Below are 14,972 nucleotides of genomic sequence, written 5' to 3'. Positions count from 1 at the left end.
TTATTATTTAGCCGGTAAGCTATTGATTAATTGTTTCCTAATGTTTTTACGATTTCATTTACGAGCAAAAGGAAGCTTGATTTCACATTTTCAGTTGTTTCAATGACTTCATCATGGCTCAATGGCTGGTCGAGAATTCCCGCCGCCATATTAGATATGCAGGAAATCCCCAGAACTTCCAGACCGGAATGCCTTGCTACGATAACCTCAGGTACTGTCGACATACCAACTGCATCTCCGCCCAATGTACGAATCATCCGTACTTCAGCAGGAGTTTCATAAACCGGACCCGGGTTGCCAAAATATACTCCCTCTTTAAGCTGAAGGTTATTCTTGTCAGCAACCTCTTTAGCAACTGCTCTTAAGTTCTTTGAGTATGCTTCACTCATATCGGGGAAACGCACGCCGAAACGGGAATCGTTTGGCCCAATAAGCGGGTTTGTTCCCATATTGTTGATATGGTCTGTAATGATCATCAAGTCGCCTGGCTCAAAGTTTTCGTTCACACCGCCGGCTGCATTCGTAACGATCAGTTTTTCAATTCCAAGTTCTTTCATGACGCGAACAGGGAAAGTAACCTTATCCATGCTATAGCCTTCGTAATAATGGAAACGCCCTTGCATCACGATTACTTCCTCACCGCTTAACTGTCCGCAAACCAACTGTCCTGCATGCCCTTCTACAGTGGAAACCGGGAAGCCCGGGATCTCGTTGTAAGGAATCTTAACCGGGTTTTCGATATCTTCAGCAAGAACACCAAGCCCAGAACCGAGAATCAATCCGATTTTCGGCTGCTGCTTAAGCTTGTCATTAATAAAAGATGCTGCATTTTGAATTTGATTGTAATCCATGAAATCCTCTCCTTATTTCAATTCCTTCAGGAAACTTGTTCCGTGTTCAGGCATTTTCACATTAAAATTTTCCGCAACAGTTGCACCTATGTCAGCAAATGTTTTACGGACAGGCAGTTCTTTTCCTTCCTTCATTCCCTTTGAGTAAACAAGGAGCGGCACGTATTCACGTGTATGGTCTGTTCCGTGATGAACAGGATCATTTCCGTGATCTGCCGTAATGATGAGAAGATCATCATCTTTCAATTTCTCGAATACCTCAGGAAGGCGGGCATCATATTCCTCGAGCGCCTTACCATAGCCTTCTGGATCGCGGCGATGTCCGAATAAAGCATCAAAATCAACAAGGTTCAGGAAGCTTAATCCTGTAAAATCCTGATCCAAAGTTGGAGCAATTTATCCATTCCGTCCATATTTGACACCGTGCGCAGAGATTCGGTCACACCTTCACCGTCATAGATATCTGAGATTTTACCGATAGCCAGTACGTCATGGCCTGACTCCCTCAATTCATTCATAACTGTTCTGTTAAAAGGCTTCAGCGCATAGTCATGGCGGTTGGATGTACGTTTGAAGTCCCCTGGTTCACCAGTAAAAGGTCTTGCGATGACTCTGCCGACCATGTATTTTTCATCAAGTGTCAATTCCCTGGCAATTTTACAAATATCATAAAGCTCTTCTATTGGAATGATATCTTCATGCGCAGCGATTTGCAGAACCGAGTCAGCAGATGTATAGACGATTAACGCCCCCGTCTTCATATGCTCTTCGCCAAGCTCAACAAGGATTTCTGTTCCGCTTGCCGGCTTGTTGCCGATGACCTTCCTGCCAGTACGTGATTCGAGTTCAGATATCAACTCTTCCGGGAACCCATCTGGGAACATCTGAAATGGCGTCTGGATATTCAAGCCATGATCTCCCAGTGTCCTGTCATTGTATCTTTCCCATTAGAAGATTCTTCCATCTTTGTATAAAAGGCCATTGGCTTTTCTGCAGGTGCGATGCCTTTAATTTCCTCGATATTGCTGAGGCCGAGTTTACCCATATTAGGCATATTCAATCCGTTCATTTTTTCTCCGATATGGCCCAGTGTATGCGAACCTTTATCTCCAAACTTTTCCGCGTCTGGAGCTTCTCCAATTCCGACTGAATCCATAACGATTAAAAATACTCTTTTATATGTATTCAACATTCCTTCTCCTCCTTAAAAGTGTGAATGCGTTACTTACCTTTTTACAATTTTATGATACCCTTTTTTGTTTCAGTTAATCGAATGCTTGCGTTTTCATTTGTCAGAAGTCTGACATCTTCATTGTACTAAATAAAATGAAAAACACAAGAAAAAAAGCCGACTTTCAGCCGGCCTTTTATGACAATTCAATGAAACTATTAAGCTGTTGGGAAAACACACTTCCATATGCCCCCCAAGGTGTGCAGATGCAAACAGTCATGCTGCTATGCCCGAGGATGGAACTTTGTATAAACGTCTTTTAACCTCGTCTTTGTCACGTGCGTATAAATTTGAGTCGTCGAGATGTCCGCATGGCCGAGCATTTCTTGCACAGCGCGAAGGTCGGCCCCATTTTCAAGCAGATGGGTGGCAAATGAATGACGCATCGTGTGCGGAGTCAATTCCTTCTCGATACCCGCTTCTGTCGCAAGGCGCTTGAGAATCTTCCAAAAGCCCTGTCGTGATAGACCTTTTCCATGGTGATTCAAAAATAAAGAGTCATCCTTATATTTTTTGGATACCAGCTTTGGCCTGCCCTTTTCCAGGTATTGCTCGATCGCGTCAGAAGCTGTCTTGCCAATCGGGATGATCCTTTCCTTGCTGCCTTTTCCCATGCAGCGGACAAATCCCATTGTCAAATGGACATCAGATAGCGTTAGTCCAATCAGTTCACTCACACGAATACCGGTAGCATACATCATTTCCAGCATCGCCTTATCACGATAGCCAAAATGGTCTGTCAGCTTCGGGCTGTCGAGAAGTGTCTCGACCTCTTCCATGCTCAATACTTTAGGCAAGGACCTTTCATGCTGTGGACTCTCGATGTGGACTGTTGGATCATGGTCAACAGCCTTTTCACGCAGCAGGAAATGATGAAAAGCCCTGATCGAGCAATATGTCTTGCCAATGTTTTTGATGATTTGCCTGTGTCTTTTAAATGACCCAGAAAATGAACAATCTGCGCACGCTGCACACCATTTAAGTCTCCAAGCTGTTCAATCTTCCTCAGATATGTGATATAACTATTCAAATCTCGTTTATAGGACACAATCGTATTCTTCGAAAGTCCCTTTTCAACAACTAAAAAGTGGATAAAGTCGTCGAGCCTATCTTCCATATTTATTACTCCCCATTCAGATAAAACAGTATCAGCCTTTCAAGCATACTTCCTTTTTCTTCGTCATAAGTACCTGACACCTTTATGGCTGCTCCCTCTGGTGCGTCATATCGATGATAGCTTTCATACTCTTCGTTAATCCACATGATACCATAATAAAATAAGATTGTGCATCCAGTGAACAATATAAATACCTTAAAGGTGTGCATGACCAATCCGAACCACGATTTCATTTTTCACGCCTCCAACTCGACACATAGAACCACGAGTTCTTCTTTTTCCAAGCCGTCTCATGTTCTATTCGACTTTACTTGATTACTAATCTGTATGCCAATTTGGACAAGAATTATACCTGAACCTGGTGCAATTTTAGTTGAAAAATAAAAAAACCCTTCTCCAGTGGAAAAAGGGTCTTGGGATCATTCAGTTTCAGCCGGTTCTTTTTCCTGGCATCTGTGGCAAATACCATGGAAAGTCAGGCGGTGGTCCTTGATTTTAAATTTCCAGTCTCTTTCAACGATTTCTTCAACATCTTCAAGAAGGTCGTCCTGGATTTCATCCACTGCTCCGCATTCGATGCAGACCAGGTGATGGTGGAAATGGGCAGCGCCTTCCTGGCGGAGATCGTAACGAGATACACCGTCCCCAAAGTTGATTTTATCAACAATTTTCAGTTCAGTCAGCAGTTCAAGTGTCCGATACACTGTTGCCAAACCAATTTCAGGAGATTTCTCTTTGACAAGCAAATAAACATCTTCCGCACTCAAGTGATCTTCTTCATGTTCAAGCAAGACGCGAACGGTAGCTTCCCGCTGCGGCGTTAATTTATAGCTGGACGAATGCAGCTGTTTCTTGATTCTATCAATTCTGTTTTCCATTTCGATAACTCTCACTCCCCCGCCACTATTCTTATATTATAACAGAAGGGAAATGAGATTCAAAATAAAATTATTACAATTAAAAAACAATAGTTATTGTTATTTAACACTAATTTTAATTAATTGAATTAATGACCGCTTTCAATAATGCCGGTGATAAATAAGCCTCCACTCCTGCCGCCACAGCCAGGAATACAAGAGCGGCGACAAATGAAAAGATATATCTAAAAAACTGAGGCATGATTGGCTGGTTGATTTTCTTCATGAATTGGTTTCGGATCATTTTCAGTGAAAAAGTCACCGCCATTGCTGCCGTAATAATGAATACCGGTATAATGATGAAGTTTTGCGGCAAGATGGATACAAAGGATAGCAGAAATCCGTCCCATTGCATTTGGTTGACAAGAAAGCCTACAGTGAATCCAACAACCATCCCTTTCATAAAAAGCAGGATCAGTATGACGGGAAGTCCTATGATGGAAACTCCGAGAATCCAGATAAGCCCGATGAATTTACCATTGTGCAAAAAGCTCTGCAAAAACAAGTCCTTTCCGTCTGCTACTTTTCCGGAAGCAGCCTGGCCAAAAAACTGCGATAAATAATAGAATAAATCCTCTTTTTGAGTGAAGCTGAGGCTGTTCACGATTACTGCCCCAAAGATGACCCCCATCAAAAACAGGACAATGACAAAAAGATAGATTGAGGAATATTCTCTTAAATGGGTTACTGCGACGTCCTGGTACCTTCGTTTCTTCATCTCTCTTCCCCCTGCATATTGGTTACTATCATCATATGCAGGGACAAAGAGTCTATGACTGCAAACCTTGTATTTCAAAATTAATAGAAATAAAAATCCGGCCGCATAGACCGGATTAACTTAATCTGATATTTTACCGTACTTGCCTCCCCCGCCTGCGTGAAAGGCGAGTTGGCCTCTTCTTGCTCTATCTATGGTTACGGCTGTCTTTTCCGGAATGACCTGTTTTAAGGAATCGAGATGGACTGAATGGAGGACTGCCATTTCTGTACCAAAATGGTTCATCAGCTTTTCTAGCATTTTCGGTCCAAGACCAGGAATGAATTCGAGCGGCACCTGGTGAATATAGGGCGGCCTTCCATTTTGATTTCCCTCTGAAGTCTTCAATTCCTGTATTCTGTCGGCGACACCTCTTACCTTTTTAACAGATCCGCATTCAAAACACGCTGCATCATATGTTGGACTGTAAGCCAAGCATTCGGCACAGACTGTCCGATGATACTTTCCAAGCTGCGGATCCAGACCATAATTCGCTTTAATACCCCGTCCTGCCGCTTGTTTTAACGCAAGTTCCAGTTCCCGGAAAGAAGGCTCAGCCATTTTAATTTTCTGGTATTCTCTGGCGATTTTCGCAAGAGAGTGGGCGTCAGAATTCGTTACAAATGGATAACGGTGGAGCTCTGCTAGCTGGTCTGCCATGTTCGTATCCGAGCTTAAGCCTAATTCAATCCCATCGATTAAGTCTGCATCAAAAACTTCTGAGAGGGAACTCTCAACACCCTTTCCGTATAAGCTTTTGAAGGGTGTAAATACATGAGCGGGAATGAAGAGCCTCCAAGTTCCTTAACCTTCCTTTGCAGAACACGGCCAGAAATATAGACTCTCTGGGAGCTTAGATGAATATTTTTCATTTGGTTTTCAAGCCATCTTGAAAAAGCTCTCATCGTCTGCAGGGTGGGCAGATAGCATAATACATGAATAGGCCCCTGGGTACTTTCATCATTGATCTCAAGCTCGGAACCAAGGATGATACTCATCCCGCCATAATTCAAACCACCTTCAGGATGTTCCGCCAACTCACCTGCTTTTAGCAAATCTTCCATTTCATCAAGTACTTCCGGTGAATGGCTGTCTATGACTCCTATCATATTCAATCCTTTATAGTCCCTTGCATGGCGGATGATGTTGCTGAACGTCAGTGATTTTGCTCCGGTGATTTTTACAGCTCGTCCTGATTTCGTCCTGCCAATGTGAATGTGTAGATCAACGAAGTATTCCTGCATTTACTTATCTAATACCTTCTGCAACTGCAGGTGCTGTACTGCATATGCTGTTTTGGCGTCAAAGATCTTTTGTTCTTTCACAAGCTGGATCGCCTCTTCTAAAGTAATCTCCATCAAGTTAACAAATTCGTCCTCATCCGCTGCTGCCGGGTTAGCTTTTTTAGTTAACCCTGTTGCTTTATATACATGGATGATTTCATCTGCGAACCCCGGAGATGTGTAGAAGGAGATAAGCCATTCCAAATTTGCGCATTCATAGCCTGTCTCCTCCTCAAGTTCACGGGCAGCACAAATTTCCGGCTTCTCGCCGGCCTCAAGCTTGCCTGCCGGGATTTCGACAATCGTCCTTTCAAGAGCCTTCCGATATTGTTCAACCATGATGATTTTATGATCAGCTGTGACTGGAATGACCGCAACTGCCCCTGGGTGCTTGACGATCTCCCTTTTTGACGTTTTTCCATTCGGCAATTCTACATCTTCTACCTGAAGGCTAATAATCTTACCTGTAAAAAGCTTCTCTGTCTTCAATGTTTTTTCTTCAAGAGATTTCATACATTTCCACTCCTGTTCTAATCTCATATCAAATTCCCATACATTTTACCATACTTATCTGAAAGGAGTATGCCGATGAAGATATACGTCCATGGCCATGGAATCACTCTTGCAGGGAAAGCGTGGGAAATCAAAACCATTTTGAAAGACTATGGCAAAAAGCATGAGTTTGTAAAAGATTGGGTTGAGACAGTCAATCAGCCGGTCCGTCGTCCAGAATAGTTGAATGCACTCCTTTCCTTTCGTTAAAATGAAACCAACATTGGAACGGAGTGATTTTTTATGAAGAAAAGGAAACTAGGTACATCTGATTTGTATATCAGCGAAATCGGCCTTGGCTGCATGTCGCTAGGAACAGACTTTTCAAAGGCACAGGCAGTGATCGAATCTGCACTCGAGGAAGGAATCAACTATTTTGATACCGCTGATTTATATGATTTCGGTGAGAATGAAAAGATAGCAGGAAAAGCCTTAAAGAATGTCAGGGAAAAGGTCGTCATTGCCACGAAGGCTGGCAATCGCTGGACCGACACGAAGCTCAGCTGGACATGGGATCCTTCTAAGGCCTACATCAAAGAAGCCGTCAAGCAAAGCTTGAAAAGATTGAATACCGATTATATTGATCTCTACCAGCTGCACGGCGGGACCATTGAAGACAACATTGATGAGACAATCGAGGCCTTTGAAGAATTAAAAGATGAAGGCTATATCAAATATTATGGAATCTCGTCCATCAGGCCGAATGTCATTCGTGAATATGCGCAAAAATCAAGCATCGTCTCTGTCATGATGCAATACAGCATACTTGACCGCCGTCCTGAAGAAGAAGCACTGCCGCTCCTTCATGATAAAAATATCAGTGCAGTCACGAGAGGTACAGTCGCTAAAGGCATGCTTAGTGACAGAATGCTCGAGAAAGCAACTTCTAAAGGGTATCTTGATTACAGCTATGAAGAATTGGAAGAGGTCCTTCCTTTATTGAAAGAGAAGCTTGCTTCAACTAGATCCCTTGCAGAAGTCGCCATCCAATATAATTTAGCACATCCTGCAGTAGCTTCTGTTGTAGCAGGAGCAAGCACACCTGAACAAATCAGGGAGAATGCCAGGGCTGCGAGTTCCGCTTCCCTGTCCCCTGAGGAAATCGATCTAATTCAATCGATTACGAAAGCAAATAAATATGACCAGCACAGATAAGAACCAAAAAAGGAACCCGTTCAGCTTAACGGGTTCCTTTTTTCTCTTTATGACTATTTACTTCATGCCAGCATCAACAAAAGTGTATAGCCTGCCAGTCCAGCGGCAAAGGCCCAGAAGTTACTCTCCCTTTCTTCTGGAAGCTCCTCTTTCATTACATTTAAAATGACTCCGCCTGCAAGCAGGGCAAAAAGCACGGCAATAAGGTTTTCATTCACTTTCCAGGCAATGCCGATTGCCCATCCTGCCAATATGGCGGCAGCGAGCTGCCATCTTCCTATTCGATCATATATTTCCTTGTGCGCCTCCCTAAGTGCATGGTCGCTGGTGATGAAATGGACAGCAAGTGCAATAAAGTAAAATATTAATCCTGAAACTGTTTCCTGTTCACCATGTAGCAATAAATATCCTATCAAACTGTTATAAAGGAAAAACGAAACGATATGGATCCAAAAAACACCTTTAGAAGCCCTGTTTAGGTTATTTTTCTCTTGCTGTCTTTTCTTTGAAGTTTTCACCATACGTTCCAGTCCATAAAATATGGCCAAACCAATCATCGCTACAATATATGTATGGTTTTCAAAGAACTTCAGGGCGTCAGATTGGATACTCTCGTCAATGACCTCGTTATGTTTGTTCAACTCAGGGAGCAAGTGGATGAATACATATGCTACAGAAATGCCCCCTGCAGCTGAAAGCAGTCTGCTTCGAGGTACGTTGTCGAGGAAGGGTAAATATCTTGAATATAAATGGATTGAAACGAATCCGGCCGCCAATATGAAGGTAATAAGTAACAATGCTTTGCTCCTTTGTTTTTTTTACCTAATTGCCCGTTCGCACAGGAAGCAAAACATTTGTTATTAAACCGGCCTCCATTGCATCGCTTTTTGTTCAATATCTTTCACAGTCGGAGATTTTTCAGCTATGTAGGAATCGATATCGAATCCATATTTTCGGGCAGCTTTTTCTTTTACATCAGAGTATTTGCTGGCTTCCTGAGGATGAGACCTTAAGTAATCACGGAATACAAGATGCCTGTATAATTGGCGGCTGCTTTTTTCAAAAGAGTGCAAATGAACTTTTCGCATCCCATTTTCGTCATGTTTTTGAAAATAGCGCCGCCCGGGGATGCCATTCTCCCCCTTCACAACGTAGCCAGCAGCCTCTATGGCAGGTGTTGCCTTTTCAACCTGCTCAAGACTGTCAGCTGCTAACATGATGTCTATGATCGGCTTGGCGCTAAGGCCGGGGACAGATGTACTGCCGATATGGTGGACTTCAACTTCTGCCGGTAAAAAGATGGATTCCAGAAGCTGCTTCTCATTTTCAAAAACCGTTTTCCACTCAGGATTGTATGGAACTACTTCCACTCTTCTTCGAGTCATTTGAACCTCTTCCAATCCATGTCGCTTTCGGAAAGCAATTCTTCAAACGATTTGTTCTTCTCCCTTAAACGCTTCTCTTCCTTCTTGCGTTCCAATTCAGCCTGCTTCTTCTGTTCTTCCTCTGCCTTCAATTGTTGTTGCTGCTCTTTTAGCTTTTGCATGATATCCTGGTTCAGGAGATCACCTAGTGTCGCTGGCTTTTCCTCTTTCTTTACTTGCTGCTGGCGTTTTTGTTTCTTTTTCATTGTTGATCCCTCATTTTTTTTGTTCAGCTGAAGCAGGATAGCTCAGCCTATTTTTTTAAAGATTATATCATGAAAACTTTTAAGTTGAGTATGCATCAGTGCTAACGAAGAAGGAACGCCCTTTTACAGGCGTTCCCGATTAATCAATATGCGTCTAAGACAACTGAGTCGTCTACCTGGAGTTCAGGTTCTGTTGATTTGATGACTTCGTCGACTGTGTAGCCTGAAGCTACTTCTACAAGCTTCAGCCCGAAAGGTGTTACGTCAATGACTGCCATATCTGTGATGATGCGGTTGACAACACCTTTTCCTGTCAGTGGCAGACTGCATTCCTTAAGGATTTTCGCTTCACCGCTCTTGTTCACATGCTCCATGATGACGATGATTTTTTGTGCTCCGTGGACAAGGTCCATTGCACCGCCCATGCCTTTGATCATCTTTCCTGGAATCATCCAGTTAGCTAGATCGCCAGCTTCCGAGACTTCCATTCCGCCAAGGATGGCGATATTGATATGTCCTCCGCGAATCATCGCAAAAGACTCAGCAGAATCAAAATACGCAGCACCTGGAATCGCCGTAACCGTTTCTTTCCCTGCGTTGATCAAATCTGGATCGACGCTGTCTTCGGCTGGATAAGGTCCAATCCCAAGCAAACCGTTTTCAGACTGAAGGACAACCTGCTTGTCGCCGGAAATGAAATTTGCAACCAATGTTGCATCCCGATGCCAAGGTTTACGTAAAAACCGTTTTCGATTTCTTTTTCAGCCCGGCGCGCGATTTTCTCCCGGACATTCCCTTTGTTTTTAATCATATGCCTTCTCCTTTCATGATCAGCCAGAGTTAACTTCTCACTGTCAGCCTTTCTATCCGTTTCTCCTGATTGCCTTCAATCAGTGTCTGGACATAAATGCTTGGAGTATGGATACTGTTCGGATCTAATTCTCCTACTTCATATAAATTCTCGACTTCGGCAATCGTGATCCTGCCGGCCGCTGCAATCATTGGATTGAAGTTCCTTGCCGTTTTATGATAGACAAGGTTCCCCATTTTATCGCCTTTCCAGGCACGGACGATGCTGAAATCCGCAGTCAGCGACTCTTCAAGGAGATACTCTTTGCCATTGAACATACGGGTTTCTTTTCCTTCCGCGATCGGTGTTCCCACTCCTGCCGGTGTGTAGAAAGCCGGAATTCCTGCACCGCCTGCCCTGATTTTTTCAGCCAGGGTTCCTTGTGGAATCAATTCGACTTCGATTTCACCGGATAATACCTGTCTTTCGAACTCTTTGTTTTCCCCAACATAAGAACCTACCATTTTCTTAATCTGCTTGTTCTTTAGCAGCAGTCCAAGTCCCCAATCGTCGACACCACAGTTATTTGAAATGACTGTCAGGTCTTTTACTCCTTTTTCAACAAGTGCCAGGATGGCATTTTCCGGGATCCCGCAGAGGCCAAAGCCGCCAACCATCAAGGTTGCGCCATCATGGATAACCGCTACGGCATCTTGAAAGGATGTGCAAATTGTTTTCATCGTTATTCCCCCTTTGACTATGGATAGCACGTGCTAATGCCAGTGCCAGCTTTCAAATAAAGTTAAAAGATTACTAGGCTTAAGCTAGCTCCACAACTGTCGCGACACCCTGTCCTCCGCCAATGCATAGGGTAGCAAGCCCGGTCTTCGCGTTACGGCGCTTCATTTCATGGATCAGTGTAACAAGGATCCTGGCTCCGCTTGCCCCGATTGGATGACCCAGCGCAATCGCACCGCCATTCACATTGAGGATGTCCTTGTTAAAATTAAGCTCACGATCGACAGCCAGTGATTGAGCGGCAAACGCTTCATTCGCCTCAATCAGCTCAATATTTTCCATCGTCATGCCCGCTTTGTTCAATGCTTTCTTAACTGCGTCAACCGGTCCGATGCCCATGATGCTCGGATCAACACCAGCACTTGCGTTAGCCCTGATCACGACAAGCGGTTTCAGGCCAAGCTCTTTCGCTTTTGCCCTGCTCATGACAACGAGAGCTGCAGCTCCGTCATTGATTCCTGACGCGTTCCCCGCCGTTACGCTGCCGTCCTTTTTGAATGCCGGACGAAGGCCGCCAAGCTTCTCCGCTGTTGTCCCTTTTTTCGGATACTCATCCGTATCAAAAATGACTGGATCACCTTTTCGCTGCGGAATTTCGATTGGCACGATTTCATCCTTGAACTTACCTTCTTCAATCGCTTTTGCAGCCTTTTCCTGGCTGGATGCTGCGAACTCATCCTGCTCGCTCCGGCCGATTTCATATTTTGCGCACAGATTTTCAGCCGTAACCCCCATATGGTAGCCATTGAAAACACACGTGAGTCCGTCGGAAGTCATACTGTCAACGAGCTTCTGGTCACCCATCTTGAAGCCATCACGGGCATTGTTCAATAAATATGGAGCCTGGCTCATATTCTCCATTCCGCCGGCCACGACGACTTCCGCATCACCCGCTATGATCGCCTGCGCTGCAAGATGGACTGCCTTCAAGCCAGATCCGCACACCTTATTGATCGTCATAGAGGAAGCGCTTTCAGGAATCCCCGCCTTAATCGCTGCCTGTCTTGCAGGGTTCTGCCCCAATCCAGCCTGGAGGACATTGCCCATGATGATTTCATCCACTTGACCAGGTTCAACCCCCGCCTGTTTCAATGCATCTTTAATTACCGCGGCACCGAGGTCTGGTGCAGAAATATTCTTCAAACTACCATTAAAGCTGCCAATTGCTGTCCTTACTGCAGCTACGATGACTGCTTCAGTCTTGCTCAAACTGCTCACCCTTTCTCTAGTTCTCACATTTTAATTACTTCTATTGCTTTTGATAAAATCCCTTTTATTTTATCAAAATTTTATTTATTCTTGCATTTTTAAAAATATTCTATTTACAATTAAGATATCTTAAGAGGAGGGTTATATCAAATGCTGCAACTTCCCGAGAAGGTTGAAATAATTGAAGTTGGCCCGAGAGACGGGCTTCAAAATGAAAAGAGTTTTGTCCCTACAGAAGTGAAAAAAGAATTTATCAATTCATTGAAGGATGCCGGAGTCAAAGAGATGGAGCTTACTTCCTTCGTATCTCCTAAATGGGTGCCACAGATGGGCGATGCCGCAGAAATCGTTGCTGACTGCCTTGACAGCAACACGAGGAATATCGTTCTCGCTCCTAATAAAAAGGGAATAGAACGCGTCTATATGACTGACTGCAAAGCGGTCGGTGTGTTCGTCGGTGTCAGCAATACCTTTAACCAAAAGAATATCAACAAAACGACTGCCGAGAGCCTGGCGGAGGTTCTGCCATTGATCGCAGAGCTTAAGTCGAAGGACTATTTTGTGCGTGCATGCATCTCAACTGCTTTTTATTGCCCGTATGAAGGCAAGGTTGAAGAAGATGATGTCCTTGGACTATGCGGTGAATTCGTTGAGGCCGGGGTCGATGAATTGAGCGTCGCCGATACAATCGGCATGGCTGCACCCCATGAGTCCTATTCTTTATTTTCCAAATTGAAGGTTGCCTACCCGGATGTGCTGCTGACAGCGCATTTCCATGATACAAGAAAGCTGGCACTGTCGAATATTTTTGCATCTCTCCAGGCAGGAGTCACCCGGTTCGACACTTCTGCCGGCGGTCTCGGTGGATGCCCGTTCGCCCCAGGAGCTGCAGGCAACGCCGCTACTGAGGATGTCGTCTATATGCTTCACAGGATGGGAATCGAAACCGGCGTCGACCTTGATAAGATGCTCAAGGCCATCGAGGTAATCCAGCCTCATATCTCAAGGCCGATTGAAAGCACCTACTTCAAGCTGAATTCTGTTACTGTTTAACTTTTTTGCATAAGCTCCTGCTCTTGAATCCATCTTATTAGATGAGGTTATTTTGAAGAAGGGAGCATGTCGCATGAGCCAAAAACGTGACAAAGGCTACAGCCAGCAAGGCAAGCCAAACGCAGATAATGTAAAACAAAAGATTGCCGCCGAGGATCTTGAAAAAGCGATTCACCCAACAAAGCGCCAGAACTCACAGCAATAAAGATGTTGGACCGCTTGATTCGGCGGTCTTTTTATGTTTGTATTATCGTTGTGAATGGTAAAATAGAGAAAATGGATGAGACGGAGGGTTCAGCTTGAGAAAGGCATTCCGCGTGTTGTTTTCTTTCTTGCTTGTCCTGGCTTCGCTGGGAGTTTATATATCCAATAAAGTCATGTTCCTGAAAAAGAAAGAGGATGATGAAATCTTTAATCGGGAAAAAGACGCCGGCCATCTTGTGCCAGATGAATATGATGTCCTGCCAAAAAGGGAAGTGAGCATTCCCTCTTCCTTCGGGTATCCGCTGAAAGCAGTCCTTGTCGAACCGCATAAGACAAATCGGTATATCATCATTGCCCATGGGGTTACCCAGAGCAAGACCAATTCGGTAAAATATATGAACCTATTCTTGAACCGCGGCTTTAATGCCGTAATCTATGACCATAGGCGCCACGGTGAATCTGGCGGAAAAACAACAAGCTATGGGTACTATGAGAAGTTTGATCTGAAATCGGTTGTAGACTGGCTAAGGGAAGAGAAAGGCCCAGATTTGCTTCTTGGCATCCACGGGGAGTCTATGGGAGCCGCTACCCTGCTTCTTTATGCGGGCATGATAGAAGACGGCGCGGACTTCTATGTGGCAGATTGCCCATTCTCTGACTTCAGCGAACAGCTCGCTTACCGGATCAAGGAAGAGGTTAAGTTTTGCCGCCAAAATTATTGCTGCCAGTCGCCAGTATGTTCGTCCGCATTCGTGATAAATATTCTTTAAGTCAGGTATCTCCGATTGCAGTTATCGAAAATATTAAAAAACCGATCCTTTTCATCCATAGCCGCATGGACGATTTCATCCTGCCATCGATGACTGAAGCTTTGTTCGAACAGAAAAAAGGGCCGAAAAAATTATTCATGGCTGATAACGGCCTTCACGCCCAATCCTACAGCGAAAACCGGGAACAATATGAAAAGGTTCTTGATGAATTTCTTGAGGAATATGGATTCGCCCAGGCAGGGAATGCAGTTGACGATACTGCTGTTGTAGATCAGTAATGTTATGTCACCAATAGACGATTGGTGACTGTTTTTATTTAACCTGGACCCAGAATCCTATCGAACATTTTTCTTCGTTTCTGGCTCCGGTTTGTCCATTAGAGCCGTTCTATCGGACATCTTTCTCCATTTCAGGCTTCGGTTTGTCCGTTAGGGTACTTGTTCCGATTCCAACAGGCGCAATAAGAAAAGCGCAAGCGCCTTGTTTAGCCCCGACAAGCGCTGGAGGGCCTGACAGTGAAGTCGTTCTTTGACTTCATTGGCAGGACCGAAGCGACTCGAGGGGCTAGGCGCTGGAGCCAGACAATTCTCGAAGTGAAGATTTATACTTTCTTATCTGGGAACAAAAAGCGCAAGCGCTTGTTCAGTCCCGACAA

The 14,972-nt window shown here is 44.4% G+C and carries 14 protein-coding genes and 5 pseudogenes; 5 read left to right on the top strand and 14 right to left on the bottom strand.

Features of this window, described 5'->3' with window-relative positions:
* Nucleotides 1–26: 26 nt before the first annotated feature.
* The 8 genes and pseudogenes from JCM21738_RS00085 to JCM21738_RS00050 form a co-directional block, all read right to left on the bottom strand.
* The gene (locus JCM21738_RS00085; RefSeq protein WP_023627459.1) at nt 27–851 is read right to left on the bottom strand and encodes a purine-nucleoside phosphorylase; all 825 of its coding nucleotides are present in this window, start codon (nt 849–851) and stop codon (nt 27–29) included.
* Nucleotides 852–863: 12 nt separating this feature from the next.
* Nucleotides 864–2,040: pseudogene (deoB, locus tag JCM21738_RS00080) on the bottom strand (phosphopentomutase).
* Nucleotides 2,041–2,306: 266 nt separating this feature from the next.
* Nucleotides 2,307–3,199 (bottom strand): annotated as a pseudogene (gene xerD / locus JCM21738_RS00075) (site-specific tyrosine recombinase XerD).
* Nucleotides 3,200–3,204: 5 nt separating this feature from the next.
* A complete protein-coding gene (locus JCM21738_RS00070; RefSeq protein WP_023627456.1) occupies nt 3,205–3,432 on the bottom strand; it encodes a YqzK family protein in 228 nt (75 codons plus the stop codon).
* Between the two features lie 186 nt (nt 3,433–3,618).
* Complete coding sequence (gene fur / locus JCM21738_RS00065) at nt 3,619–4,077, bottom strand: ferric iron uptake transcriptional regulator (RefSeq protein WP_023627455.1); 459 nt, start codon at nt 4,075–4,077, stop codon at nt 3,619–3,621.
* A gap of 115 nt (nt 4,078–4,192) precedes the next feature.
* A complete protein-coding gene (spoIIM, locus tag JCM21738_RS00060; RefSeq protein WP_023627454.1) occupies nt 4,193–4,834 on the bottom strand; it encodes a stage II sporulation protein M in 642 nt (213 codons plus the stop codon).
* A 120-nt stretch (nt 4,835–4,954) separates the two neighbouring features.
* Nucleotides 4,955–6,117 (bottom strand): annotated as a pseudogene (locus tag JCM21738_RS00055) (endonuclease Q family protein).
* On the bottom strand, nt 6,118–6,669 hold the full coding sequence (locus JCM21738_RS00050; RefSeq protein WP_023627452.1) for an NUDIX hydrolase: 552 nt from the start codon (nt 6,667–6,669) through the stop codon (nt 6,118–6,120).
* Between the two features lie 75 nt (nt 6,670–6,744).
* On the opposite strand from JCM21738_RS00050, the gene mciZ reads away from it, so the two are divergent.
* Entirely contained in the window at nt 6,745–6,891 is a 147-nt protein-coding gene (gene mciZ / locus JCM21738_RS22885) for a Z-ring formation inhibitor MciZ (RefSeq protein WP_023627451.1), read from the top strand.
* A gap of 60 nt (nt 6,892–6,951) precedes the next feature.
* Nucleotides 6,952–7,863 (top strand): aldo/keto reductase, encoded by a 912-nt coding sequence (locus JCM21738_RS00045; RefSeq protein ID WP_023627450.1) that lies wholly within the window; start codon nt 6,952–6,954, stop codon nt 7,861–7,863.
* Nucleotides 7,864–7,925: 62 nt separating this feature from the next.
* Here the strand turns inward: JCM21738_RS00045 and JCM21738_RS00040 are convergent, their stop codons facing one another.
* The 6 genes and pseudogenes from JCM21738_RS00040 to JCM21738_RS00015 form a co-directional block, all read right to left on the bottom strand.
* Nucleotides 7,926–8,660 (bottom strand): ZIP family transporter, encoded by a 735-nt coding sequence (locus JCM21738_RS00040; RefSeq protein WP_023627449.1) that lies wholly within the window; start codon nt 8,658–8,660, stop codon nt 7,926–7,928.
* Nucleotides 8,661–8,723: 63 nt separating this feature from the next.
* A complete protein-coding gene (locus JCM21738_RS00035) occupies nt 8,724–9,248 on the bottom strand; it encodes a GrpB family protein (protein ID WP_023627448.1) in 525 nt (174 codons plus the stop codon).
* Nucleotides 9,245–9,493, bottom strand: a complete 249-nt coding sequence (locus JCM21738_RS00030; protein WP_023627447.1) for a YqkE family protein — start codon at nt 9,491–9,493, stop codon at nt 9,245–9,247. Before JCM21738_RS00030 ends, JCM21738_RS00035 begins: the two co-directional genes overlap by 4 nt.
* Nucleotides 9,494–9,636: 143 nt before the next feature.
* Nucleotides 9,637–10,304 (bottom strand): annotated as a pseudogene (locus tag JCM21738_RS00025) (3-oxoacid CoA-transferase subunit B).
* Nucleotides 10,305–10,333: 29 nt separating this feature from the next.
* A complete protein-coding gene (locus JCM21738_RS00020) occupies nt 10,334–11,023 on the bottom strand; it encodes a CoA transferase subunit A (RefSeq protein ID WP_023627445.1) in 690 nt (229 codons plus the stop codon).
* 79 nt (nt 11,024–11,102) lie between these two features.
* Nucleotides 11,103–12,290: an acetyl-CoA C-acetyltransferase gene (locus tag JCM21738_RS00015; RefSeq protein WP_023627444.1), complete on the bottom strand. Its 1,188-nt coding sequence runs from the start codon at nt 12,288–12,290 to the stop codon at nt 11,103–11,105.
* A 150-nt stretch (nt 12,291–12,440) separates the two neighbouring features.
* Between JCM21738_RS00015 and JCM21738_RS00010 the strand changes: the two genes are divergently transcribed.
* The 3 genes and pseudogenes from JCM21738_RS00010 (at nt 12,441) to JCM21738_RS00005 (ending at nt 14,595) form a co-directional block, all read left to right on the top strand.
* Nucleotides 12,441–13,343: a hydroxymethylglutaryl-CoA lyase gene (locus tag JCM21738_RS00010; protein WP_023627443.1), complete on the top strand. Its 903-nt coding sequence runs from the start codon at nt 12,441–12,443 to the stop codon at nt 13,341–13,343.
* Between the two features lie 73 nt (nt 13,344–13,416).
* Nucleotides 13,417–13,548: a hypothetical protein gene (locus JCM21738_RS26445; RefSeq protein ID WP_023627442.1), complete on the top strand. Its 132-nt coding sequence runs from the start codon at nt 13,417–13,419 to the stop codon at nt 13,546–13,548.
* Nucleotides 13,549–13,642: 94 nt separating this feature from the next.
* Nucleotides 13,643–14,595, top strand: a pseudogene (locus tag JCM21738_RS00005) (alpha/beta hydrolase).
* Nucleotides 14,596–14,972: the final 377 nt, after the last annotated feature.

Source organism: Mesobacillus boroniphilus JCM 21738 (assembly GCF_000517385.1).
GTDB classification, from domain to species: Bacteria; Bacillota; Bacilli; order Bacillales; family Cytobacillaceae; genus Mesobacillus; species Mesobacillus boroniphilus.
Note: the sequence above shows the minus strand (reverse complement) of the source record. Positions and strands in the feature narration are given on the sequence as shown.

Excerpts from the sequence above, each read along its gene's own strand:
- JCM21738_RS00085 (WP_023627459.1), bottom strand. The coding sequence starts at position 851 with ATGGATTACAATCAAATTCAAAATGCAGCATCTTTTATTAATGACAAG.
- JCM21738_RS00070 (WP_023627456.1), bottom strand. The coding sequence starts at position 3,432 with ATGAAATCGTGGTTCGGATTGGTCATGCACACCTTTAAGGTATTTATA.
- fur (WP_023627455.1), bottom strand. The coding sequence starts at position 4,077 with ATGGAAAACAGAATTGATAGAATCAAGAAACAGCTGCATTCGTCCAGC.
- spoIIM (WP_023627454.1), bottom strand. The coding sequence starts at position 4,834 with ATGAAGAAACGAAGGTACCAGGACGTCGCAGTAACCCATTTAAGAGAA.
- JCM21738_RS00050 (WP_023627452.1), bottom strand. The coding sequence starts at position 6,669 with ATGAAATCTCTTGAAGAAAAAACATTGAAGACAGAGAAGCTTTTTACA.
- mciZ (WP_023627451.1), top strand. The coding sequence starts at position 6,745 with ATGAAGATATACGTCCATGGCCATGGAATCACTCTTGCAGGGAAAGCG.
- JCM21738_RS00045 (WP_023627450.1), top strand. The coding sequence starts at position 6,952 with ATGAAGAAAAGGAAACTAGGTACATCTGATTTGTATATCAGCGAAATC.
- JCM21738_RS00035 (WP_023627448.1), bottom strand. The coding sequence starts at position 9,248 with ATGACTCGAAGAAGAGTGGAAGTAGTTCCATACAATCCTGAGTGGAAA.
- JCM21738_RS00030 (WP_023627447.1), bottom strand. The coding sequence starts at position 9,493 with ATGAAAAAGAAACAAAAACGCCAGCAGCAAGTAAAGAAAGAGGAAAAG.
- JCM21738_RS00020 (WP_023627445.1), bottom strand. The coding sequence starts at position 11,023 with ATGAAAACAATTTGCACATCCTTTCAAGATGCCGTAGCGGTTATCCAT.
- JCM21738_RS00010 (WP_023627443.1), top strand. The coding sequence starts at position 12,441 with ATGCTGCAACTTCCCGAGAAGGTTGAAATAATTGAAGTTGGCCCGAGA.
- JCM21738_RS26445 (WP_023627442.1), top strand. The coding sequence starts at position 13,417 with ATGAGCCAAAAACGTGACAAAGGCTACAGCCAGCAAGGCAAGCCAAAC.